The following is a 24,992-nucleotide window of genomic DNA, read 5'->3' on the forward strand; positions in this document are numbered from 1 at the left end:
ACGGTGCGACGCTTCTTGTCTGCCAGGAGACGATCTTCAGACAGCGAGCGCATCACCAGATCAGACGCTGATCACCTCCGATTTTGGAGTTTGACAGATTGTCTATGTCAGCAATTTGCTCCTCGAGGTCCGGGTCATTCTGGTACCGGAGATAGGCGACGGCCCAAGCCATTTCGAAGTTCTCCGGCGCGTCATCGATCTTCTGCTCGCGGCCGGTCCGGGCTTCGATCAGTTCAGGGTTCTCAAAGCCGTGCAGTGTGTAGTCGACAGCCCTCTTGATCGCGCCATCGCAGACGTCAAAGATCTCGGGATCATCCTCCGCAAGTAGGGCCGCGGTGATCACCAGTGCCTGAACGGCGTGCATCTGGTAGTGAAGAGCGAGATCGCCGCGCTCCATTTCCAGGGGTAGTGCGCCATCCTCTTCCACCATGCAGGCGGTATGCTCGACGGTCTCGAGCCCCCACGCGACCAGCTCCTCGTCTCCGGTCGTCAGGCCGATCCGGGTCACGCCCATGGCCGCCCATTGCCGCAGATTGTTCCGCGACGCGCGGGGGGGAGCTTCCTCGTCGAAATAGGCCATGGTCGCTTTCGCGCGCTCCTCGAGCCAGCCTTCGATGACCGATTGCTGTTCCTCGGTCGGCTCTGCCACGGTCAGCGCATTGCTGTAGGCAAAGGCAATCCCGCCCAGGCGGCTCGGAGCCGAGATGTTCGCGTTCATCGTGGTCAAATCCGACAGCGCGTCGGCTTCGGCCCAGGGCACAAGGCGTTCGTAGAGGCATTCGGCCGCTGCAACGCCTCGGTCCCCAGATCGGGTCAGGGCGCGATTGCTTTCGCGCGTCAGGTCCGAGATGAAGTCGTCGACCGGTTCGAGCGCCGCGTTCACCGCGGCATTGGCGTCTTCGTCGAAATCCGACCGGGTTTCGCTGTCTTCGGTGTATCGGCTGCCGTAGCTCAGCGACACGACGGGCTCGACCGGCTCCATGCAATCGGACTCCGCGCCGGCGTCTGCAGTCATCTCCTCCTCCGCCTGCGGAACCGACCCCTCCGTACCGGACAGTTCAACCGGGTCGATCCCGGGGGCCTTTTCGTCCTCCTGCGCAAATGAGGGGCTCATTGGCAGGAGCGCAGCCAGAACCGCAAGCGTTGTGAGTGAAGTTCCCTTCATTGGGTGGAGACCTCCGCGATCTGCATCGAGTTCATCAGTGAAACGGCGTCCTCGTTACCTAGGGCGGCCGCCTTCTGAAGCCAGTCGCGCGCCGCCTCGGGATCGGCCTCGGCGCCAATGCCGAAGGCGAGGCTGCGGGCAAGCTCTACCATTGCGGCGTCGCTGCCGGCGTCCGCGGCGCGGCGCAGCCATACGCCGCTTTCACTGATATCCGCCTGATTGCTCGCCGAAGCCCGCAGTCGGCGTGCATGGTGCAGCATGGCTTCCGACGAGCCGGCTTCTGCAGCCGCCAGCCACAGGGCGTCGGTATCGACGCGCGTCTCGACGTCCTGCCGGATGTCGGGCTGCGCATTCGCGAGCTTGCCGAGCACCGACGGCAGCTGATCAGGAGCAGAGCGTTCGGCGAGGGCCACGTAGTATTCCGCGGCCTTTTCAGGATCAAAGCCCGGCGTCTCGGGCTGTTCGACCTCGGTCATCAGGCGGAACACGGCGGGGCGGTCACCTTTTTCATACCCGGCCAGCCAAAGGTTGCGGGCGTCATCGGCGGCATCGTCACCCAGCATGTCGGCATGCGCCAAGATGAGATCGCCGAGGTTCGTGTGCGACCATGCGCTTTCGGACTTTACCAGCTCTTTCGAGATCCGCACCCACTGCGCGAACTCATCCGGCGAGCCGTGGTCCGCGAGCGCCTCGGCCATCTGCAGTCCCTCGTTGAAGGTGCAAGTGGTGGTTGCACGCGCATGCCGGATCAGACTGGCCTTCTGATCGTCCGAAAGGCCGTCCGCGTAGCGCAGCCCAAGAAGGCTTGCCTCGAAATCGCCGCGCGCCGCGATAACCGAGCCGAACTCGCGCGCGATGGCTGCCGGGGCCGGGTAGGCCTCGGTATCGATGGTCGTCAGCAGCATCATGGCGCGGCCGTAGCCTTGTGCTGCCAGATGCAGTGCGATCGCTTCAGCGTCCTTGCCCTGCGGGAAGCGGTCCACGAAGCGCAGCGCCAGATTGTCCCCCAGCGCATCGACCCATCCCTTGCCATCCTCGGGCGACACGGCCGCCGCACGATCCGCAATCAACGACCAGTAGGTTTGCTCGGCGGCAGACATCGTGTCGTTTGACGCCAGAGCGGTCAGGTCGCTCGCCGAGGCGTCTTCCGGCAGAACGGCCTGCGCATGGTCGAGGACGGTGCTCATCATGTGATACGGTAAGACGGGGGTGACACCGTCCTTGGCACGGATCATCGTTTCCGCGAGCGTTGGGGCCGGCGCTTCGGTTTCCGCACCATCCAGCGACGCCCAATACTCGACCCGATCGACGAGGGGCGCGTCTGGCGCCTGGCACAGGTTTGCCTGGATCAGATCGTTGACCGGACCCGAGCGGCCAATCTGTTCCACGGAGAAGATCAGGTCGTCGATGCCCGAATAGAAGGACTCGGCGTCGCCAAGACCAATGTTGAGCAGAGCCCGTTGGCGGATCGCTTCGGGGTCCCCCAGGGCGACACCTTTGGCATAGTAGTCCATGGCCGTCTGCTCGCCGGCCCAGCGGCCTTCGCGCGCCAGAACCCGATCCGCGGCTTTGGCATAGGCCCAGCCCGGCGCATTGTCGCTCTCGAGAAGCGCGGTGAGCGCCTTGTCATAGTCCTCGGTGCGCGCCGGATTGGCCTCGCGCAGCCTGTCGAGAAACAGCGTCAGGCGACCCATCCCGGCGCGATCCCCCGAAGCGGCCGCGCGCTGGTAAAGCTCTTCGGCCTGCCCAAGGTCGCGCTCCAGCAAGGCGCCGTCTTCATACAGGCGGCCGAGTTGGATGAGCACATTCGGATCGCCGCCTGTCGCGGCGATGCCGAGGTAGTGCAGCATCACCTCGTTGTCCTTCGAGATCTCTTCCGAACGCAGATGCATGTCCGCGACGCTCCACGCGGCGTCGGGGCTGCCGAGGTCCGCGGCAAAGCGGAACCACCGTTCAGACAGCGCATTGTCCATCTGCACGATGTCGCCGTTCCGGTAGGCCCGGGCGATGTTCACGACACGGTCGCAGATCGTCTCGTCCAGCCGGCCGACCTGCGAGGCAAAGCCCATCATGACCGTCATCTTCGGCTCGACGTTCCAGCCCGGCACTTCGACGCCGCGCTGCTGAAGGTTGGCAATGCTCAAAAGGCTGTTGGCATCCCCCCCACGCGCGGCCGCAACGATCAGGTGCAGACCACGGTCCCGATCGGGCGCGACACCTTTGCCCTGCATCAGCCATTCGCCCAGACGACGCTGGTTCTGCGGTTGTTCGGCAGCCGTCGAGGCAAGCGCTTTGTTGATCAGCCCTTCGGCGCGGACGTCCGCCGCCTGACCGGCCTCGAGCCGCATTTCGATGGTTTCCATCAGCTGCTTGTCGCCGTCGTAGGTCGCATCGATCGTCGGCAACAGCGCGACGACCTTTTCTCCCACCGGCAGCCATTTCACGGGGTCGATCGCCATGAGACGGCGCATGTCGCGGCGGACAAGCGTCGAGTCCATGCCAGAGAGGGATTGCCCATCCCACCCGTCCCAACGGGTCGTGATCACGCTGTCGGGGGAGCGGATTTCACAGACCGGCTGCGCGTCGATCTGCGGCGGTTCGAAATCGACCTTCACCGGCCCAGCGGCCATCACCGGGGCCGCGACAGCCAGGAATGTGCCGGCCAGCAGGGCAGACCGCGCGCTTTGCAGAAGCGGCCTGATGCGCATCGGAGTCACGTTCATCATTCGCTTTGCCCTCTGGCTCAATTGACCTGCGACGCTTTCAGCGCCACGAGCTGGTAGTTTCCGTTGGTCCCGCTGAACACGAGGGTGGTGCCTTCGCGCCGCGCCAGCGCCACGGCGGACACAGCCGCCAGCGTCTCGTCGCCAGTGCGCGCCTCGAAATCGAGCGACAGCGGCGCCTTGAGGGCAACCCAGTCGCCGCTCCCTTCGCCGACACCCTCCAGCGCCACCCGCTTGGCGGCGGGAACGTATAGGTCGACCTCCGGCTTGTCGGAGATGTTGTAGAAGGTCAGGTCCGCCTGCGCGGGGCTATGACCCAGCGGATCGGTCACCAGAACGCCCTTGCCGTCTGCGGTGACCAGCCAGCTGTTCCAGCTGCCCTTGGCAATCTCGGCTGTTCCGTCGACACCGGCCGCAGAGACGCTGACTGTGCCGGGCTCCTCGATGGTCACGTAAGGAGAAACGCCCTCCCCCAGATCCGAGAAATTCTCGCCCGCGATGATGGCCGACGCATCCCGTACGGCGATGACGCGCAGGAAGCCCGCGTCGGGATTTGCCGCATTGTCATACAGCTGGGAATCCTGCGCCGCCGCGGCCTGACCAAAAACGATCATGGCAATCGCGGAAACAACAGTGCGGATTTTGGTCGAGTTGAAGTCGCTCATCTTCATTCTCCAAAGTTGGGGCAGAGGCTCAGGCTTGCGCCGTTGGGGATGGGTCGGTCGAAAGCAACCTTGATGCTCTCGATCGGCAGATCGACGTAGGGCCCGAGCCCTAGCCAGAAATTTCCGGTTGCCCGCAGGCGGTCATCACGGTTCGAGAAGTAGCGGCGCGACACGCCATCCGTGGTCACGAGGGTGAATTCCGCGTTCCGCGGCCCTTCAGACCCGAAGCGGGCCAGGATCGCATCGTCGGTGTCGAATGTCGCGCCACCGAGCTCCGCCTCAAGGGTTTCAGAGGTGGCGGTGACCTTGAGGGGATCGGAGCAGGCTGCGGAGGCAGCCGCCGTCAGCTCTTCGATCGGACCCGTGCCGAACTGCAGCAGATCGGTGTAGATCGGGTTTTCCCAGACGATGAAGCGCGGGCGCTGCTCCAGATAGTCCTGCGAGGTCAGATAGGAGATCAATGCCCCGTACTGGCCGCCACCGGTCACGGCGTAGTTCAGCACCTCAAGCCCCGAGTACTGGGAAATCCAGCCCGCGAAGTTGTTGGTCGAGTTGTCCGAGAAGGACGTCCCGAGCAGAACGACCTGGCTCTGCTCTTCGGCGCCCGCAAAAATGTCCAGCAGGCCAGCGTCGTCCTGCGCAGGGGTGGTGTCCGCGTTGGTTTCGAACCCCATGCTCTCCACTTCGGGCAGGGCGTCGCGACACTGGCGCTGCATGGCGCGGCGCATGTTGGAAAAGCCTTCGAGCTCGCCGACCTGCCGCGTTTGATAGCTGTTCGGGGTCAGATCACCGTAACCCGGGTGGCTGACGATCTGATCAGCGACGGCCCGCGCCGCACGGCGCGCGCCTTCGGAGGTCCAGTGGTAGTCGGACCGGAAGAACAACGGGGTGTCTTCCGTCCCGTACTTGGCGACCTCCGCCGGATCGAACGTGTCCAGCATCCGTGTCAGGATGTCGGCCGTGACAACACCGCTCGCACGCAGGTTCTCGATCGACACGGCGTATTCGGCACGGGCTTTTGCGACGTCATATCCGGTGGTGAGGGACTTCGACGGCAGGTCTTCGGGCATGGCCTGCCCCTTGGTCGGGACCGGCGCGAAGACCAGGGTCGTGCCCTGCTCTTCCAAGGCGCGTGCGATGCGGGCGACCGCATCGGCTGCGCGGTGGTTGATGATCTGTCCCATCGTAAGATCGGTCGCGACGCGATAGAACACGCCATCCTTGCCCTCTTCGGCACGCACAAGGCTGGATTGTTCCAGGCCGGCGCAGCCAAAGCTGGACTCCTGCGCTGCACCCGCCGAAGCAGCGCCGGACAGCCCGAGCGCGACCATGGCGAAAACGGTCAGATTGGAACGATGTATGAGGGTCATTCGATTTCCCCTGCCTGATCAGACTGCAATTCGCGGAGCAGGTTTTGTCCCAGCGCAACCATTCCTAGGTCGTTTACCGAACCGGCAAGGTTGATGGCTTCCTTGGTGCCTTCGACATCGCGCGCCACGATTTTCTGGCGGACGATCAGCTCGATTGCGTCATTGTGCCCGTCGGCTGCCGCCATGCGGGCGTAGCGCTCGCTCTTTTCGGCATCTGTCGTCCCGAAGACGTCGCCATCCTGCCAGGCACGGGCAAGCCGCGCCGCCGCCTTGGCTTCGCCGTTTCTCGCCGCGAATTCGAGCGCGTTGCCGATGCTGCGCAGACGCGTCGGCTGGTTCTCGAACGCATTGCTCTCGAGCCCGGCATCGAGCGCATCGACGAGCCGGGGCGTTGCGAAAAGGCGTCCGCTGATCACGGCAGTGGCGTAGTAATGTGCGACGTCGGACGCCAGCTCGGGACGGTCCATGGCCTCGAGCTTCTGGCCGATGGCCCATGCCGCCAGCCCGTCGCCCGCATCCGCGAGATTGCGCAACCGGCCGTAGCTGACATGCCGCTCCGCAAGCATGTCGCGGCGGGTCTGCCGCAACTGCACGCTTGGCAGCTCCCGTGTGGCGTTGACACCGAATGGTGATGAAATGCTCTCCCCGCTGGCCGGTCCCGACACGAGGCCGAAGCCCAGACCAACGAGGAGAAGCACCACACCCGACCTTGAGCGAAGACCGTTCGGATTATTCCGAAAAGTAGACCGGGCGTGTTCGGGAAAGGAGGACCATGTCGCGACGGTCTGATGGGTCAGGATTGTCTCAGTCGACATGGGTTTCTCCTTTGGTGTTCAGATCGAGCGAGGCCAGTTGGCCGGTATGGCCCGCGGCGTCGGGCGCGGCGGCCTGCAGGCTCACCGGCGCGTCTGCGTCGATGCGCGCCAACTCGTCGGTCAGCATTCCGCCCGCGAGGATCGGCTGATCCTTCTGCGCCTCTTCCGGCTCCCAGATGCTGGGGTCGGACAGGTAGCGCACGGGAATTTCCCAGATGACGCGCTGCGGCGGCGTATCGCGGAACGCTGGGTCGGCGAGCATCTTGAGGAAAGGCTTCACGGGCCCGCGTCCCTCTTCGGCGTAGTTCACGATGTCGCTCTGCATCGCGATCTTCAGGCTTTCCTGGAAAGACCAGTCGGGGTTCGCCGAATAGGAGGTCCCGACCAGCACGGTCGGCAGGGCGGAGGCCGCGAAGAGATCGTCGCCGGAGCCGAAGATATCCGCTCCATCTTCCGAAGCGGCGGCCTCGGCTTTGAACAGGCGTGCGGTCTCTTCCTTGAGTCCGATTGCGTTGGCGTACGCCTCGGTGGTGATGAACTTGGTCAGATCACCATGGAACGCCACTGTCTCGGTTTCGACGGGCTCGAACACGGTGTCGCCGCCCGGAAGATCCGCGGCGATTGCCCGCGCCACCGCTGCTGCACCGTCGCGTGTCCAGTGCGTGTCGGACGCGTAGAAGACCTGCGACACCTCGGCTTCGCTCACCAGTGCGGTCCGGCTGTCGATGGTGTCCATCCCCATCGCCCGCAGCGAGGCGAGCACCTGGTCGTAGCGGGCCTCGAGGTCATTGGCCATCGACGGGTTGCGGGTTTCGTCGCGGTAGATGTCGGCCTTGGCCGCAAGTGGGACGATCGTGAGAGAGACGCCCATTTCGTTCAGCGTCTCTTCCAGGACCGCGATGCGGGCGAGGCTTGCCGACAGCGGCTCCGGCATGGAGCGGGCTTCTTCTGCGGTGAACAGCCAGCCGTCGCGGCCGGGCACCACACCGTCCTTGCCTTCGCCAAGGGCCAGCCAGCGCCCGGCGCCGACGATCCCGGAGGCAAAGTCCCGGTGCGGCAGCGCATCGCTCCACGTCGAGTCGATGGCGGCGGATGCTTTTCCGTCGAACCAGGATTCGGCGGTCCAATGCGCCTGCTCTATTTGCGCACCGACGTTCGGCAGCGCGTCCGCGGCGCTCCACGCCGAGTAGGCGAGGAGAGCTGCGGGTATGGCCATGCGTGCGATGGTTACGATCATAGGTCTCGCCTCAGAACTGGAAGTAGAGGAAGGGGGTGGAAGAGGCTTCGGCGATGCGCAGCACGCAGGCGACTAGCAGAACCGCGATCACGAAGCTGGACAGGACCGCGCCGAGCGTATTGGTCGATGCGACGCTGGCCGCGCCTCCCGATCCGGCCACCTCGGGGGTGCCGCCGCCCATCGTGCTTCCCGGCGCACTGGCCCAGACGGACCGCACCCAGAGGTTCAGCCTCGGCTCAAAGGCAGCGATCAGCAGCGCGATGCACAGGAAAATCAGCTGTTCGGTCCGGATCTGCACCGCGATGTCGAAGGGCATCACCATGCCGTGCAGTCCGACCATGCCCGCCAGCACATCGAGGGCCTGTCCCATGTCCGCCGCCCGGAAGAACACCCAGCCGATCAGCACCACCAGAAGGGTTCGCGCCAGCGACAGGGGGCCATCTCCGCGCGGTACAAAGCGGGCGCGCTCAAGGGCCAGCCAGGTTCCGTGCCACACGCCCCAGACCAGGAAGGTCCAGTTTGCCCCGTGCCACATGCCGCCCAGCACCATGACGATCCACAGGTTGAAGTAGGTCCGCGCGGTGCTGTGACGGTTGCCGCCCAGCGGGATGTAGAGATAGTCGCGCAGCCAGACCGACAGCGAGATGTGCCAGCGGCGCCAGAACTCGGTGATCGACCTCGAGATATAGGGCGTCGCGAAGTTCTCGGTGAAGCGGAAGCCCATCATCATGCCGAGGCCGATCGCCATGTCGGAGTAGCCCGAGAAGTCGAAATAAAGCTGCAGCATGTAGGCCACCGCGCCAAGCCAGGCGAGCGGCGAGGCCGGGTCGGGATTGTTGAAGGCCAGGTCCGCCAGCGGTGCCACGGCATCAGCCAGCAGGACTTTCTTGGACAGGCCGATCACGAACCGCGCCATGCCGTCGGTGAACATCTCTGACGTATGACGGCGGTCGCGAAACTGGTCGGCAAGATCCTTGAACCGCAGGATGGGACCGGCGATCAGCTGCGGGAAGAGCGCGATGAAGGCCGCGAAATCGATCAGTCCGGTGTCCGCCGGCGCATCCTTGCGCCATACATCGACGAGGTAGGAAATCGACTGGAAGACGTAGAAACTGACACCGATCGGCAGGATGATCTGCCAGTGAAAGCCGATCTGATCCGGCGTCGTTCCGAACGCCCCGGTCAGGCTGTCCATGAAGAAGCCGAGGTACTTGAAGATCCCCAGAACACCGAGGTTGCCGACGAGTCCGAGCACCAGCCACGGCTTTGCCCGCCCCTCGTCGCGGCGCTTGTCAACCATGCGCCCGCACATCCAGGTGAAGACCGTGGTCGCGATGAGCAGGAACAGAAAATCGATCCGCCACCAGCCATAGAAGGCGTAGCTGCCCAGAAGGATCGTCAGGTTACGACCCTTGGACGGGGTCAGATAGTAGGCCACCAGGAACAGCGGCAGAAAGAGGAAGAGGAAGGTTTCGGAAGCGAAGACCATTGTCAGATCCCTTCACACGCAGAGGATGCGGCCTGCCGTGCGCCGTTGGAGAAGTTGAAAGATTGATTTTCTTTGCGCGCCGCCAGCCATGCGGTCTGGTTCAGGCCAAGCTCACCCCCCAGAAGACGGGGCATCTGGCTTGGCAGACGGTTGCCCTCAAGCGTGAGGTCGGACAGCCCTGCGCCGCGAACGCCTTCGCGGTTGCGCCCGATGAGATTGTCCGCGAGAGCCAGCTTGCTTCCCGGCACTTGGCTCGACATCGCGACCCCCGCCGCGCCGTTGAACAGCGCAACGTTCCGACGTGCTTCGAGGTCGCCGGTTCGGCTCAGCTCGATGCCGTTGCCGCCAGATGCCAGCACGAGGTTCGAGGTCAGATCGCTGCAGGTTGTCCCGCGCAATTCGATCCCAACCCCTGCGGCGCTGGCGACCACGTTTCCTTCGATTTTCAGCGATCGGCTGACACCGTCGATCAGAATGCCTTTGCCCTTGGCCGAGGCGATCGTGTTTCTTTCGATACGCGCCTCCGCAAGGTTCCGCAGATGCATCGCCGCATAGAGGCCGGGCGTCGTCATGCGATTGCCGGAAACAAGCGCCCGCGGGCTGTCTTCGACCTTCAGGCCGCCAGCGTACTGCCCCGCAAAATCATTGCCGCTCACCACGGTGTCCTGCACGCCGCTGAGGGCGACCAGATGGACGTCGTCGAAGCGGCTGTTGAGAATGCGGGACGCCTGATCCGGCCGGTACAGCAGACCGGCGGAAATCGAGAGCCCCGACATGCTGTCGGCCTGCCCGGCATCCCGGTCCGAAACGGCCCCGAGGCCGACGAAGCGGGCGTGGTTCGACCGGAAGACCCCCTGCCCCGCCACCGCGACAAACGGTGCGAACTGCGAAACGCGAGGGTTGTGCGATGTCGTCGACGCGATCGTTGCGCCCTCGACCGACATTTCACCAAAGGCGAGCAGGTACGCGCCGTCTTCCCGCGACAGGTAGAGAGTCTCGCCCTCGCTGAGCTGCAGGCTTGCACCCTGCCAGATCACCAGCGGTCGGGTCAGGACAACGCCGCCCTGCGCAGGACTGATCCCCGGTGTTCGAGCCTCGATCAGGCCGTCGATCGTCGCCGCGCCCTTTTCGAGGTAGATGGCGTCATCACCTTCCGATGCGGACTCGATGGCGCCGGTGGCGACCGGACCCGACAGCGAGGTGAAGCGCGTCAAGGCCAGGGCCGCAGAGCCCGTCGAGAGTTCCGGCATCCCCGACGCGGTCGGGAATACCACGCTTTGCGACGGCGCGTGCTCTGTCGTATCGCCGCCGTCCCCTTCGAGGCCGAGATCTTCCCACAGCCGGCGCGCACCTTCCCGAAGGCCGTTTGCATCGCTGGACTGAGCCAGGGCCGACAAATCACCGGAGGGCACACCCGAGAGCACGAGATCCGTGAGACGATCGCCCGATAGCGCGCCGAGCGACGCAGCCGCCGGTTTGCGAGCCTCCAACTGTAGGCCCGGTTTGGGCGTGGTCGCGATCGGCACCAATCTCTCGGCGGCCTGGGAGGCCGTGCCGCCGAAGACCACCGCGGTTCCGATCATCAAGCCCATGAGAACCCCACGCGTGCCCTGTCGGGCGCGGGCCAGTCCGATCATCGACGTCGGCCTGGGGGACAAACGCTGCTGCATCACTCTTTCCTCTCGGGCGATCAGGCCGCGCTGAGCGATCCGTCGGGAGCGCTGTCGGCGGTCATGCCGTCAAGCTTCGACTCGATCTGGCCAAGTTCCTCGATCTCGGCTGCGGTCTTCGCGACCTCGGCAGCTTGCTCGGCGAGCGCCGTCAGATCGGGGACGGTGACATGCAGCAAAAGGAAGGGTTCTTCACCGTCATTGACCAGCGGCATGGAATAGTCCGGATCGATGATGACCGAGACACCCGCGTTCAGGCGCTTCACGCCGCTGGGCAGCTCGCATTCGGCATTCCCCGAAACCGCCGTCAGGATCGAGAGCCCGCGGCCGGTTCCGTTCACCTTCAGCTTGCCGCCCTTCTCGACGCTCAGCATGTCCATTTCGTAGCTGCCGGTGTCGCGCAGACGCTCGATCTGGCCCCACGGCATGTCACGGCGGCGGTGGCTTGCAACCTCGACCCGCTTGCGCTCCTTGAGCTGCTCGACAATCTTCTTGACGTCCTGGCTATGCTCGCGACTTGCCAGCAGCAGCGCGTCCGGCGTGTCGATAACGATCACGTCATCAAGACCGATCACGGCAACCAGGCGATCCTCGGAACGGATCAGCGAATTGGACGTCTCGTGGGTGATGACATCGCCTTGGGTGACATTGCCGTTGCCGGCCTTCTCGGAAATCGAGTGAACCGAGTTCCACGCACCGACGTCGTCCCACTTGATCCCCGGCAGAGGTGCCAGCGAAATGCGGTCGGAGCGCTCGAAGATCAGACGTTCGGTCGGTTCATTCGACGAGCGCACAAAGGCCAGCTCCTCGAGGATCGACGCACCAAGCTCATCGAAATGCGCCTTGGCCACCGCTTCGGAGACCGCCGCGAGCGTGCCCTGATCGTAGCGGGCAAATTCGCTGACCAGAAGATCGGCGCGCAGCATGGAGATGCCCGACGCCCAATAGGATCCGCCGGCATCCAGAAGCGCGGTTGCGTCTTCCAGGGGCGGCTTCTCGATGAACTTCGAGACGTGATGCAGACCGGCATAATTCCCGAAAGCACCGCCATCGGTGATGTAGCCGTAGCCCGTTTCCGGATAGCTGGGCTCGACACCGAAGGTGATGATGCGGCCGTTGTCGGCAGCATCCGCCATCGAAATGATGATGCGGTTGATGTCGCCGGTGATGATGTGATCGGACGGCAGAACCAGCAGCAGAGCATCCGGATCTTTGCGCAGGGCAAAGAGCGCTGCCGCCAGCACCGCCGGGCCGGTGTTCCGGCCGATCGGCTCGCCGACGATGGTCGCGTCCATGCCGATGCTCCGCATCTGACGGGCCACGATGGCAGTCTGCTTGGCGTTCGTGACGACGATCGGGTCACCGAACCCCTCGACGTGATGGCGCAGCATCGTCTCCTGGAAGAACGTGTTGGAACCTGCCCCATTGACGGACTGGAATTGCTTGGGCTGATCGACACGGGACATCGGCCAGAGGCGCGAGCCCATGCCGCCGCAAAGAATCGTTGGAATGATACGATGGGTCATTTGTTACTCCACGCTTGCAAATTTGGTTGCGATTGCGCCGCGGATCCCGTCGAGACCATTGGCGAAGGGGTAGTCGCGTTCGATCGTCAGGCGGGCCAGTTGTCCGGCGCGACCGGCGTCGATGTTGGCTTGGGGCACAAGATCGATGAACAGGGGGCGGCCAGAGGTGTCTGCCGCCGCCGACGACAGAGAGGCCTCGTCCGCATGGGTGGTGATCGACGTGCCATCGGCAAAGCGGGCCTCGATGGCGCGCGCCTCGGCGAGCGCGTAGAGCTGATCCGGCTCAACCCGCACCTTGAGGATAAGCGGGGCGTCGGCCTGGGAAATCCGCAGAACGGGCTGGCCGGCCTGGACAGTGGCGCCCAGTTCCGGACCCGCCGAGACCGCGGTGCAGTCGTCGCAAGGCATCGCCACCGACAGCGTTTCGCCGGAGGTCGAGCGGATCGAGAAGGCGACCTCGCCCATCGACGCTTCGGTATCGAGATAGTCGATCTGGCCGGCATCGATCGCCGTCAGAGCGCGACCCGCCGTTTCGACCCGGGCCGGGGCAACGACGTGGTCGACAAAGAAGCGATCATGGACCAGCCATGAGGCCCCACCGATAAGCGCAAGGGTCGCGGTTGCGACCAGCAGGCCGTTGCCCATGGTCCGAAGCGCGCTGCCGCCGCCGCTGGCGGCTGGCTTGCCACCTTTCGACGGCTTGTTCGGCTGCAGGGCCACCCCCAGAACACGCCCCATCGAGACCACGTCTCCTGCGATGTAGGAGTTCAGCACATGCCGAAGCTGCGGCAGATGCGGGCCGGTCGGATCGGTGAAGGTAACTTCGATCTCGCCGTTTCCGGGGTTGACGCCTGTGATGCGACCCTCGACCGGAATGGCCAGCTGGAAAGCCTCGAAGGGGAACGAAAGACGCAGCAGGCGATCATGCCCGACAAGGTTCGGATCGGCCAGGCCGGTCAGCTTTACGCCGGTCAGCGAAACGCCCGTCCCTTGGTACTGCCGACCGTCGATTTCCGCCGCGAAGGGAAGCTCCATCATCGGATGATCGCTGGGCAGACTTGTCGCCGGCACATCGTGCAGGTGACCGCTGCTCCCGTCGATTTGGCCGGTTTCTGCGTGAGTAATGGACATGTTGGGTTCTCCCTTTGCGGGCTACGGCAATTTGAGGACTGGAAGGGCTAAGAGGGGTTCAGCGCAGGACGCCGGAGAGGAACAGGGTGGCCAGGGCAAGCCAGCCCAGTGCCAGAGAGTGAACGTAGGTCGAGGAGTAGGCCCGAACGCGCTGTCCGAGAGGAGGACGGGCCGCCTTGCCGGCGCTGCCCCCCGGCTGGCGCGTCCATCTCTGACGGTCGAGCCGGAAGAGGATGTAGCTCTTGACGGTCGCTCCGAAGATCTGGCTGAACCAAAGCAGGAACGGGTAGGTGATCGGAAACCCAGGTTCGCGGACTAGCGAGAGGATCCAGCAAAACACGTAGCGGGTGAACAGGACCCACGCGACATAGGCTGGCAGGACCATCACATCGATGAAGAGCGTTCCCCAGATCACGGACAAGGGACCCGCGATGGTCGTCCAGATGCCCAAGCGCTGATCGAGAAGCGCCCACTTGGTGTAGTATCCGATGGTCGAAGTGCTCAGCGCCAGCGCCCGGCCGTTGGTCCGCAGCATGTTGCCGAACCAGCGCACCATCAGCGTTATCGCACTGTCCATGAAGCCGGGCTTGGGCTGGCTTTCCATCGAGACCGAGGCGACATCCGGCAGGTAGCGCATCAGATACCCGTTGGAGAGCAACCAGAACCAGGTGGATTTGTCGTCTCCGGTCAGGAACTTAACAGTGCCGAGGCGCCAGTGTTCGATACTGTCGGATTCCACCTGTGCGATGAAGCCCGGATCGGTCAGCAGATCGGCGCGGAACACCGACATGCGCCCGGTCAAGGTCAGCACCCGTCCGGACAGGCCTTGCGAGGACATCATCATCTGCCGCTGCGAGAAGCGAAGGTTGTACCAATCGCGGAACAGGCCCGGTTCAGGCGTTTCCGCGATCTCGTCGGTCGTCAGTGCCCCCACCCGCGGATCGGTGAAGAAAGGGGCCGAGGTCTCGACGATATCGACCGGGACGCAGGTGTCGCCATCTGCCACCACCACGACGTCATGCCGGGTCGGGCTCATCCTGGAGATCAGTCGATAGGAGCGCGCAAGGGCATCACGCTTGCCGGTGCCCGGTATCCTGTCGAGGTGCAGCTGGACCCTCGACAGATCCACGTCCCGGGGCATCAGGTCCCAGATTTTCCGGATCAGCGTCTCGTCGGCAAGGTCCACGACCGAGACCACGATCGTTGCCCCGCCTCGCGATGCAGCCGCGGCACGGAAGATCGACCGATAGACGCGTGTGGTCACATCCGGCTCGATCTTGAAGGAGGTCACAAGAAAATAGGCATGGGCCGGCGCGGGCAGCGCGCCGTAGGCTTTTTCCGCCCGCGCCCGGAGGCGCGGGAAGACGTAGTTGAGATAGATCGCTGCGCGGGTGAAATTCACCGCCGCCCAGCTGTAGCGCCAGATGCCGATCAGACCGACAACCACGAGGCCCTTCGAGACAGAACTGATATCGGCACCGAGCACTAACACGCTCAGCCAGACCAGAACCGCGAGGTAGGTAATATGCGCAGCGATCCGGGCCATCTTACCAGCAGATCCCCTCGTAGGTGCCGTTGGACCGGGCCTTCGCCGAAATCCGGGTGAGATCGACCATCGGACGCGTTGCCATTGCCGTCTCCAGCGGAGCAACGGTCTCGTCGTATTTGTTGCCGACAAGAATGATGTCGCTGGTAGCGATCAGGTCGTCGATGCTGCCGACCATCTTGTCCTTCAGGTCGAGGCCATAGTCGTTGCCGCGGCCGGCCGCCGAGTGATTGTTCTGATAGGCCTCGTTGACGAAGGGATCGTAGACCGCGATCTCCTTACCATCTCCAAGAAGCTTCGACGCCAGCGTCGCCAGCGGGCTTTCACGCAGATCGTCGGTACCGGGCTTGAAGCTGATGCCCACCATGCCGACCTTCTTGGCCCCGCTCTTCTCGATCATCTGCTCTGCGCGTTTGATCTGCGCCTCATTGGCGACCAGAACCGCATCGAGGATCGGCGTATCGAGCCCCTTCGCATCGCCCAGTGCACGCAGGGCGCGAACATCTTTCGGCAGGCACGATCCGCCGAAGGCGAAGCCGGGACGCATGAAATACGGGCTCATCGCGGCTTTATTGTCGGAGCACAGGATTTTCATCACCAGCTGCCCGTCAATATCATTCACCTTCGCGATATTTCCGATTTCGTTCGCGTAGGATACTTTTACAGCACGCCAGGAATTGGAGGTGTATTTCACCATTTCCGCGGTACGCAGATCAACGGAATTTATCGACCCTTTGATATCCTTGTTGAGCGCGGTCAGGAATGCACCCGTAACCTTGTCGAGAGACCCAAAGACGATGAGTCCGGGCTCTTTATGATCTTCAATAGCTGTCGACTCTCTCAGGAATTCAGGATAGTAACCCACGCCGAAATCAACGCCGGCCTTCATCCCTGATGCAGCCTCGAGCGTCGGAATGCAGGTGCCCTCCATGGAGCCCGGCACGATTGTCGAACGCATGATGACCGAATACCAGGTATCCTGAGCCTTGATTGCTTCGCCGAGCTGGGTGCAGGCGGCTGCCACGTAGTCGAGACCGACCGAACCATCGGGAGCCGACGGCGTTCCGACACATACGAAACATGCTTCGGTCTTCACAACCGCTTCGGCGATGGAGGTCGTCGCGACAAGTTTGCCGGCGGCCACGACCTCTGCGATCAGTTCCGGAAGGCCCTCTTCAACGATCGGCGACATGCCGGCGTTGATGGCGTCGACCTTTCCCGGGTCGACATCTACGGCGACGACATTGTGCCCGTCGCGTGCCAGGCAGGCGGCCGACACCGCCCCGACATACCCAATTCCGATTACTGCGATGTTTGCCATTCGGCATTCCTTTCAGGGTTTATCAAACCCGAAGCGACGAGATATTCGCCCCCTCGAAAACTGTTCCATCACGCATCAGCGCCTCACACGGATCAGCGGCTTTTCGCCACGCGCCTTCACGTTGCAGGGTCAAGGTATTCTTTCTGCAGCTGCAAAACAGTCGGGATAAACCCTCTTTGTGTCAGGATTGCACTTATTTTCTGTAGTAGGTTTCCCCACAAAAACTCCACTTTCCTGACAGCGTGGCGAAATTTTGTCAGGAAATTCCTTAGGCGGGAACTTTCCTGAATCTGGCGTGTTTAGTGTCATTTCACGTCGCCGCAGGCACAAAAAAAGACGCCAATCGGCGTCTCTCTTCAAATCAATTTTTCTCTGAATGATTACCCTACTGTTGGGTGACCCATCCTGACCGGAGCGCATGCCCAACGATGTCCTTACGGGTTCGCAAGCCCAGTTTTGAAGCGCCTCTGGCCTTGTAGGTCTCGACCGTCTTGGAAGAGAGGTCCAACTCGTGACCAATCTCCTTCATACTTTTGCCGAACGCCACGGCGCGCAGGACAAAAGCTTCGCGCTCGGTCAGCTCGGCTTCCAGCGCGCACTTCCGGCTCCGGTCAGTGGGGATCGGATGAGCGTCGATGGCGGGACCGCATTGGAACATTGCCTCCGCAAACGCCTGTTCGACATGAACCAATCCATGGCGAACCGAAGCGACTGCAATCTTAACCACCTGCAGGTCGACCTGCTTTGACACCACTCCGCTGAAACCAAGCGTCAGCAGCGATCGCACCATCTCTTGGTCACCAGCGTTCATCACACCGCAATAGGCAATGTACTTTGGCTTCTTCGAGAGCCCGGCACTGATGATGTCCATCACCGCTTCCAGTTGCTCACCGAACTGGCACGGATCGATGATGATCAGATCGGTTTCGGGATCGATATTCGCCACAAGTAGGTCGCCCATCATGGCCTGACCTGTCGACACTGTGAGTGCCTTGGCAGCTACACTGCCGTCCTCCTGAAGCAGCATGGAGATTCCGGCAACCAAGACCGGATTTGTGTCCATAATGAGCACATTATGGACCGTGTTGAACTCGTTCATAGAAGTATGACCTCTGGAAGTTTGGCGGCGGCTAAGAAGTCAGCTTGAGCTTTTCTTATATTTCAGCGGGTCGATGTGTTCTCGCTCCTGCAGAAAGCAAGTAACGGAAACGCGATTTCTGGCCACGTCATTGTTAAATTTAGGTTAAACTTTTGATCTTTTTTGGGGCAACCCCGATTACGCCTATCTCGAGCAACAAATGACACGTAATACAGGGACTTATCGTGACAATTTCAACTTTTAGGTGTTCTTGACCTGATCAGTTCTCGTTCTTGAAGGCGGAGATGTGACCGGAAACCGTTACGATAATGTAAGATCGAGGCACACTTGCGCGAGCTCCTTTACGATGATGCGTGGCGGGGCGAGGGTCCGGATACTCAGACGGTAGAGCGTCAGCTCTTGACACCCATAGCTCGCCAGCGCCTCAGGAGCGCGGGACAGCTTCCAGCCACATTTTTCGCCGTATAACCTTTGAGAACGCTTCCCACGCCCACAAAACGCCGCAGTTCGCAGGGTTGGCATGGGAAGGGATTGGCGCCGTTGGACACTCACCCCCACCAGTGCCGCCGGTCGGCGAGCAGCGCAGCAAGAGCGCGCTGCTCACCCCCTGTCAGCCGAGGTCGTACCAGCCTGCGATGGTATCGATGGCTACGTTCTCGACGTGGAGGCTCCCGGTATCGGCAGTGACCGTCAGGCCACCATCCGCCAAAGAGAACTCAAGCCCAGCGGAGCTTTCACCGGTTTCAAACCAATGATGGAAGCCGCTCAGAACCTGGCTATCCGATTGATTTGCAAAGTAGAAAACGTCGCCCTCACCGGCATCGAAGTCGGTGATGACGTTCTTGCCCTCAACTATGACAAATTTGTCGGAACCATTTCCGCCTTCAAGCGTATCGTCTCCAGAACCGCCGTTCAGCTTGTCGGCGCCATCGCCCCCAACAACCGTATCGTTACCAGCGTTGCCATAAATAGTGTCGTCTCCCGATCCGCCAAGAAGGTAGTCGTCACCGCTATTGCCACGCAGGTTGTCGGCACCCTCCCCACCACGGAGGGTGTCGGCGCCATTTCGCCCTTGCCCGCGATCATCGCCGGCACCGAGGTCAATCCATGTATCCTCATCGCACGCAAGCACGGTATCGTCGCCGCCTTGCGCGAACACGGCCGTCTGACCGTCCTCTGCAACCAACCGCTCGGACTTGTCGGTGCCGCTGAGGCCGCCTTCGGGAACCTTGATCAGGTCATTGGAAATCTCCCCTTGGTTTGGCGGCGCGCTTTTTGCCGCCTCGCGATCCTCTCCGGCCAATGGCTCAAAAAACTGGGCCCCGCTTTCGGGCGAGGTCTCGCTCTCGGAGCCTTTCGAGCCGATTAGAGAGGCCAGGTCTTTGCGGACACGGTACTCTGTCGCGCCCAGTTCGATGAACTCCACGCGCTCATCGATCAGCAAGGACCCGCTGTCGTATTCGAGCAGAACGCCTTCCGAGGTTTCGGAGACCGAGATCGGCCCCAAGTCTGCCCCGGCGGACACCGTGTCGTTTCCATAGCCGCCGAAAACGGTGTCATTGCCGGCCGATGCCTCGAACCGGTCATGCCCGGATCCCAAGACGACATAGTCGTCCCCCGCTCCGCCGATGACCAAGTCAGCTCCGCTTTGCGCATCCACCTCGGTCGCAGCACCAGACAGCACCAGAGTGTCGCGGCTCGAGGTTCCGGTGAAGACCGCAACAGACCCCTCATCAGGCACGACGGCGGGCTCGTCGGCGTCACCGTGATCGCTGTCGGTGTCGTCCGATCCCTCCGACGGCGATTGGCCCTCACCGCCAGCTGCATCCTCGTCGCCGGGGACATTTTCAGGGACATCTACCGACACATCATCGTCGACGGACGCGTCCTCATCGGCATGGTCTCCCGACCATCCGCCGTGAGCGGTCAGCCAATCGAGCTTGTCGGAAATCGAGAAACTCTTCGCGCCAAGCTGAAGCACCTCCACCCCGTCGAGAAGCATCGATCCTCCGGCATGCTCAACGAGCACGCCCGAGCGGGTGGAAGAGACGGAAATGTCGTCGATGCTGCCGTCGAAAATGACAGTATCGGTGCCCGAGCCTCCGATCAGCGTGTCGTCTCCGCCCGAGGCGTAGATGACGTCCGCGCCGGTTCCCATATCGATCCAATCGTCGCCAGCGCCGCCCGTGACCGTGTCGGCGCTGCCATACATGTACGCGACCCCGCCGGCATCGGTCAGCTCGATCTGTTCGGCCCGCACACTACCGTGAACGTTGGTAAACAGCACAGTGTTGGCATCCCGATCCGTGGGCGCGCCGTAACGTTTGCCTCCGTCGTTGACGAAATAGGTCAGGCCCAGGGAGCGTTGCTCGGCTTCGGTGTCCCGGATGGAGCTGTCAACGACCACGGTGTTGCGCGTGTCGAGACCGCCGTGGAAGTTGATGTCGCGGTTGGTGTAGGTGACGTGGACATCATTCCCCGAGGCCGACGTGTAGGATGCGAACAGCACCGCGTGCCGCGTGTCCATGATCGTCAGATCGCTGAAACTGCTGTCGTAAACATCCCGGATCCAGACGCCGTAACCGTTTCCGTCCGAGCCCTTGTTGTGCGAGCCCTCGACGGTGAGTCCTTTGACGTCGGCGTTGACGGACTTGGCGAGGACCAGACCACTGGAGCCCGCCTCGATCATCGACACATCGCTCAGCGAGAACCCCGACGCGGTGTTGACGAGGATCATCATGCCATCGTCCTCGGCCGAGATCGTATTGGAGAAATCGGTTGGATCGGAGCGGCCGTAATCCCCTTCCAGAACCAGGTTCCGGATCGCGACATCGTCCACCGTCTCCACAAGCTGCACGGTTGCAGAGCTGTCGAAGTCGAAATCAAGCGCGTTGTCGAAGCCTATCTTCTTTCCGTCGACAGAGTTGACCGTCACCATCTGCGTGCGCAGATCCTTGTTGTCCTTCTGCCAAGCGGTGTCACCTATTTCGTCGTACAAGGCGTCATCATTGGGCATGGTGATCCAGATCACGTCCCCGGCCTGAAGGTCGTGGTTGGCTTTGGCCAAGGAGAGGCTGTGCGCCCCCTTGGCTCCGGCCGACACCGACAGCTCGGCGCCAAGATCCTCTTCGAACAGGTTCGCGCCAACCTGAAACGCCGGGTCTCCTGCCATCGAGTCGTCCAAAGTGACGACGGTGCCGCCAGCGGCATCGCCCTCGATCGTCACGCCATCGGTGGTGATCTTCACCGTGGACGTAAACCTGTATTCGCCGGCAGCAAGACGTATCACCGTTCCTTCGGAAGCGGAGTCCACTGCGCGCTGGATTTCGGCGGAGGAGGCCCCCGCCGCTATTTTTATGACCATTGCCACTACAATCCTTAGTCGTGAGGGTTCTAGGGGTGGCCTTCGCTCGCAGATCGACTAGCACAGAAAAAGTGTGGAATTTATGGTCTGGCGGTGACAAAAATCGACCAAATCGTGGTTGACGGCGATATTCTGCCTTGATCTCGCGGGATTTCGGCCTATGGGCGATCTGAGTGGAGAACTGGACGCGAAAGAAGCTGGCGCGAGAACAATCTGGCGAGAGGCCCCTGCCCTCTACCACGAGGTATTCTTCTCTCGCCGCAAGGCCGCTCAGCTCCTGGCGCTGCCTTTGCCAAGCGCGCTTTGCTGCATGTGCATTCGGCTGATGCCAGCGGCGTTGTTGCAGAACGGCGTCCTGAGGCGTGGGGGGCCCTTTCCCCGTCAGGTTCAGGTCACGCGGACGATCTCGGCTGTGCCGAGGGCGTTGAAGCGGTTCATGAGGGCGACGCGGATGTGGATTTCGGCAGTCTGGCGGTCGGGGTCTCTGGCGGCGATGCGCTCGCCGAAGGCCTTCAGGCATCGCATCCTGGCCTCGGCGCGGCTGCGGATATGGTATCCGGTCCACCGCTTCCAGAACGCCCTGCTATAGTGACGTGTGGCGCGCAGGGTTTCGTTGCGCGCCCGGGCAGCTGGGCAGTCGTCTTTCCATGGCCGACCGTTCTTGCGGATCGGGATGATCGCAGTGCCACCGTGTGCGATGATGGCGCTATGGCAGCGGCGGGTGTCGTAGGCGCCGTCTGCGGTCACGGTGCCGATGTCTTCGTCGTCCGGGATCTGGTCCAGCAGGTCTGGCAGGACGGGGCTGTCGCCTTCCCGGCTGGGGGTAAACTCGACCGCGCGGATGTCGGAGGTGGCGGTGTCCATGGCCAGATGGACCTTGCGGCATTGGCGACGGCCTTGCAAACCGTGCTTCCGGGCCTGCCATTCGCCATCGCCGAGGAACTTGATGCCGGTGCTGTCCACCAACAGGTTCAGCGGCCCGCCGGCACGGCGATAGGGGATCTGCACCTTAAGAGTCTTCTGCCGGCGGCACAGCGTGGAGAAGTCTGGAACGGGCCAGTCCAGCCCGGCGAGGCGCAGGAGGCTTGCGACCATCCCGGCAGTCTGCCTGAGCGGCAGCTTGAATAGCACCTTGATCGACAGGCAGAACTGGATCGCCGCATCCGAGAAGACTGGCGGGCGTCCGGGGCGGCCCTCATGCAGCGCGTGCCAAGCCATCTCCTTGTCCAGCCAGATCAGCAGAGACCCGCGCTTCGTCAGCGCAGCGTTGTAGGCGGACCAGTTCGTCGTGCGGTAGCGGGCGGGCTTGGGCTTGGGCTTGCTCATGACGCCCGCCTAACCGCTTGGATTCGTGATGTGAATCTTTCACGATGAGATTTCTGCAACAACGCCGCCCGTCCCGCTGATCCATGCCGTATAGGGGAGATGGCGCGTTAAAGGCGGCCGAAAGCGATTCCACGTGTCATTGTAGTCCTGTCGAAGGGCTCAAAGATGGTCCGATGTCGCCGCGGCCGCTCGCCCCTCAACCCTGGCGGAGACGGCTCGCATGACGTTGCGTATACGGTCGCACAGAAGTCTCACGCGCAGGGTTTGCCGGGTGTCGACGTGGGTCAGGAGCCACACATCGCCGGTGTGCATGACCGGACCGCCTGGGACACGGGAAAGCAGGAGGTCTTCGTCGCCGACAAAGCAGGGCAGTAACGTGATGCCCATGCCCGCACGGGCGGCTTGAAGCCTCGAGCGCATCTCGGAAAAGCGGACAGCCGTGGCGGCCATTTCGATGCCTTCCGGAACCCAATCACCGGGGACGACGTCGTCTGGTCCGAGCAGCCACGCCAAAGGTGACGAAACGTCGCCGAGCCGGTCACGACATCCGTAAAACGCCGTGTAGAACCCGCAGAGCCTGCTTCCATAGAGGTTGTCTGGCGGCGACCTCTTTCCAAGAACGACGCGCAATGCAACATCCGCCTCCCGGTTGCTCAGGTTGGCAACCGTTCCCGTTCCGATGATTTCCAGCGCAATGTCCGGATAGGCGGACCGAAACTCCGTCAGGGTCTCCATCAGGAGATCGGTCGCAAACGAGACGGGGAGGGTAAGGCGCAGCGGGCCGGACACGCTTTGGTCGCGCGCGAAAATCCTCCCTTCGATCTTGGTCGAGGCCTCCGCCATCTGCGCGGCAAGATCCACGATGTCGGCACCCGCCGACGTCAGCCTGTATCCGGAAGGCAGTTTTTCGAAGAGTTTTGTTTTGAGACGCTGCTCCAGACGCGCCACGCCCCGAAGCACCGTTGCGTGGTTGAGGTCCAACGCGTCAGCCGCCGCACGCACCGTTCCGCCCTTGGCCACTGCAAGGAACATACGCAACTCATCCCAGTGATCCATGGTGCGTTTTTTCATAACCCTTGTGTTTGTTCTCTGAATTTACGCGCTAATCGTGACCATTGTACATCTGAAAGCGCAAATGAAATGCCAATTTGCACCGCTCGGCTGGCCCGCCGCGTCATCGAACGATCGCCCAACACAAAAGGTTTACGATGCAGATACTCTCCAAAACGCAGGCAACCGTGCTTGCCCTTCTCCTCGGCACAGCAGGTGCCTCGGCGCAATCGCTCTCCGACATCAAGGCTTCCCCGGAGCCGCTTGTGCTTCAGAGCCAGGGTAGCTTTTTCGTTGGTGGTCGGACCGTCAAAACCGAGAGCGCTGGCTGGGGCGACCTCAAGGACATCTTCGGCGAGAGCTTCGAAGCCGGCGACGTCGTTGTCGATCAGATGTATGTCCAATTCCAAACATCGCCGAAGCCGAAGCACCTGCCGATCGTGTTCATGCATGGCGGGCTCCTCTCTTCGAAGCAGTGGGAAACCACGCCGGACGGCCGCATGGGCTGGTTCGAGTACTTCACGCGGCAAGGATTTCCCACCTATCTTGCCGAGCAGACGGGCCGGGCACGCTCGGGTTTTAATGGGACGATCTTCAACCAGGTGAAAAACAAGAGTCTGCCGCCTGAAGCGCAGCCAAAGGTCTTTCTTGGCACGTCAAGCATGGCCTGGAAGGTCTTCAGGTTCGGTCCCGAGCTCGGCAAGGCTTGGCCAGACGTCCAGTTCCCGATCGAGGCAACCGATGAGTTTGCCAAGCAGGTGATCCCCGACATGATCGAGACCCAGGTGCCGAGCCTTTTGGGCGAGCTGATCGAGCCTGAAACGATGAACCCGACCGTCGCCAATGTCGCCGATCTGGCGGCAGACCTCGGAGGGGCAATCCTGGTCGGCCACTCGCAGTCGGCAGGATTTCCGACGCAGGCTGTCCTGAAGGGCAAGGGCGGCATCAAGGGCCTGATCCAGCTTGAGACTGGCTGCTTTTCCAACTTGTCGGACGAGCAGGTCAAGGCGCTAGCCGAGGTGCCCATCCTCATCGTGGTCGGCGATTACATGGGCAGCGATCCAGCCGCGGCCTGCGCCATTGAAATGGAACAGATCAAGGCGGCCGGTGGTGACATCACCTTCCTCTCGCTCCCCGATGTCGGGATCAAGGGCAGCACGCATATGTTCATGCAGGGTAAGGAGAACATCAGGGTCGCGGACGTCCTGATCGACTGGATCGACGAGCACGTCGACCAATAGGGACCGGACCGATGTCCTTGACCCGCGGTCGTTCTTGCATGTCCCGGTTGCCTGTGCATGTGGCCATGGTCGCTCGGGAGAGGCATAGCGGATATTGCGGCGGCGATTATTCGACGTAAAAGCTCGGAGGCCCTCCCCGCGAGATTGAGGAACTCGCTGGGAAGAGCCTATAGCGATTTGGTCCCATGATTTGAGCCAAGACCGTTCCCGCGATTGTCCCTTCGACCGCGGTTTTCGAACAGTACGCCGAATAC

General features: G+C 62.3%; 17 protein-coding genes. 1 reads left to right on the top strand and 16 read right to left on the bottom strand.

Going from position 1 to position 24,992, the window contains the following annotated elements:
- Window positions 1-52: 52 nt before the first annotated feature.
- The 16 genes from CEW88_RS18640 to CEW88_RS18715 all read right to left on the bottom strand — a co-directional run bounded on the left by CEW88_RS18640 (window position 53) and on the right by CEW88_RS18715 (window position 23,518).
- Entirely contained in the window at window positions 53-1,165 is a 1,113-nt protein-coding gene (locus tag CEW88_RS18640) for an alginate lyase family protein (RefSeq protein WP_108969617.1), read from the bottom strand.
- Window positions 1,162-3,891, bottom strand: a complete 2,730-nt coding sequence (locus CEW88_RS18645; protein ID WP_108969619.1) for a tetratricopeptide repeat protein — start codon at window positions 3,889-3,891, stop codon at window positions 1,162-1,164. Before CEW88_RS18645 ends, CEW88_RS18640 begins: the two co-directional genes overlap by 4 nt.
- A 17-nt stretch (window positions 3,892-3,908) precedes the next feature.
- A complete protein-coding gene (locus CEW88_RS18650) occupies window positions 3,909-4,553 on the bottom strand; it encodes an alginate O-acetyltransferase AlgF (RefSeq protein WP_159099667.1) in 645 nt (214 codons plus the stop codon).
- Between the two features lie 2 nt (window positions 4,554-4,555).
- Entirely contained in the window at window positions 4,556-5,923 is a 1,368-nt protein-coding gene (locus tag CEW88_RS18655) for an alginate O-acetyltransferase AlgX-related protein (protein ID WP_108969623.1), read from the bottom strand.
- Window positions 5,920-6,738 (bottom strand): hypothetical protein, encoded by an 819-nt coding sequence (locus tag CEW88_RS18660; RefSeq protein WP_159099668.1) that lies wholly within the window; start codon window positions 6,736-6,738, stop codon window positions 5,920-5,922. Before CEW88_RS18660 ends, CEW88_RS18655 begins: the two co-directional genes overlap by 4 nt.
- Window positions 6,728-7,975 (bottom strand): alginate O-acetyltransferase AlgX-related protein, encoded by a 1,248-nt coding sequence (locus CEW88_RS18665; RefSeq protein WP_108969626.1) that lies wholly within the window; start codon window positions 7,973-7,975, stop codon window positions 6,728-6,730. The genes CEW88_RS18660 and CEW88_RS18665 overlap by 11 nt, the downstream gene beginning before the upstream one ends.
- Window positions 7,976-7,985: 10 nt before the next feature.
- Window positions 7,986-9,464 carry an MBOAT family O-acyltransferase gene (locus tag CEW88_RS18670; RefSeq protein ID WP_108969628.1) on the bottom strand — a complete coding sequence of 493 codons (1,479 nt, stop codon included), beginning with the start codon at window positions 9,462-9,464 and terminating at the stop codon, window positions 7,986-7,988.
- Window positions 9,465-9,466: 2 nt separating this feature from the next.
- A complete protein-coding gene (locus CEW88_RS18675) occupies window positions 9,467-11,134 on the bottom strand; it encodes a right-handed parallel beta-helix repeat-containing protein (RefSeq protein WP_108969630.1) in 1,668 nt (555 codons plus the stop codon).
- 20 nt (window positions 11,135-11,154) lie between these two features.
- A complete protein-coding gene (locus CEW88_RS18680; protein WP_108969632.1) occupies window positions 11,155-12,660 on the bottom strand; it encodes a mannose-1-phosphate guanylyltransferase in 1,506 nt (501 codons plus the stop codon).
- Window positions 12,661-12,663: 3 nt separating this feature from the next.
- Entirely contained in the window at window positions 12,664-13,791 is a 1,128-nt protein-coding gene (locus tag CEW88_RS18685; RefSeq protein WP_108969634.1) for a hypothetical protein, read from the bottom strand.
- Window positions 13,792-13,849: 58 nt separating this feature from the next.
- A complete protein-coding gene (locus CEW88_RS18690) occupies window positions 13,850-15,337 on the bottom strand; it encodes a glycosyltransferase (protein ID WP_254694486.1) in 1,488 nt (495 codons plus the stop codon).
- A gap of 1 nt (window position 15,338) precedes the next feature.
- Window positions 15,339-16,658 carry a nucleotide sugar dehydrogenase gene (locus CEW88_RS18695; protein WP_108969636.1) on the bottom strand — a complete coding sequence of 440 codons (1,320 nt, stop codon included), beginning with the start codon at window positions 16,656-16,658 and terminating at the stop codon, window positions 15,339-15,341.
- 385 nt (window positions 16,659-17,043) lie between these two features.
- Window positions 17,044-17,757, bottom strand: a complete 714-nt coding sequence (locus CEW88_RS18700; protein WP_108969637.1) for a response regulator transcription factor — start codon at window positions 17,755-17,757, stop codon at window positions 17,044-17,046.
- A gap of 610 nt (window positions 17,758-18,367) precedes the next feature.
- Window positions 18,368-21,121 (bottom strand): calcium-binding protein, encoded by a 2,754-nt coding sequence (locus CEW88_RS18705; protein ID WP_108969639.1) that lies wholly within the window; start codon window positions 21,119-21,121, stop codon window positions 18,368-18,370.
- 387 nt (window positions 21,122-21,508) lie between these two features.
- A complete protein-coding gene (locus CEW88_RS18710; RefSeq protein ID WP_108969641.1) occupies window positions 21,509-22,447 on the bottom strand; it encodes an IS5 family transposase in 939 nt (312 codons plus the stop codon).
- A gap of 159 nt (window positions 22,448-22,606) precedes the next feature.
- Window positions 22,607-23,518, bottom strand: coding sequence for a LysR family transcriptional regulator (locus tag CEW88_RS18715; protein ID WP_217626460.1), 912 nt, complete (start codon window positions 23,516-23,518; stop codon window positions 22,607-22,609).
- A 137-nt stretch (window positions 23,519-23,655) separates the two neighbouring features.
- On the opposite strand from CEW88_RS18715, the gene CEW88_RS18720 reads away from it, so the two are divergent.
- Complete coding sequence (locus tag CEW88_RS18720; RefSeq protein WP_108969645.1) at window positions 23,656-24,738, top strand: hypothetical protein; 1,083 nt, start codon at window positions 23,656-23,658, stop codon at window positions 24,736-24,738.
- Window positions 24,739-24,992: the final 254 nt, after the last annotated feature.

The sequence above is a fragment of the Alloyangia pacifica genome (assembly GCF_003111685.1).
Classification (GTDB): domain Bacteria; phylum Pseudomonadota; class Alphaproteobacteria; order Rhodobacterales; family Rhodobacteraceae; genus Salipiger; species Salipiger pacificus_A.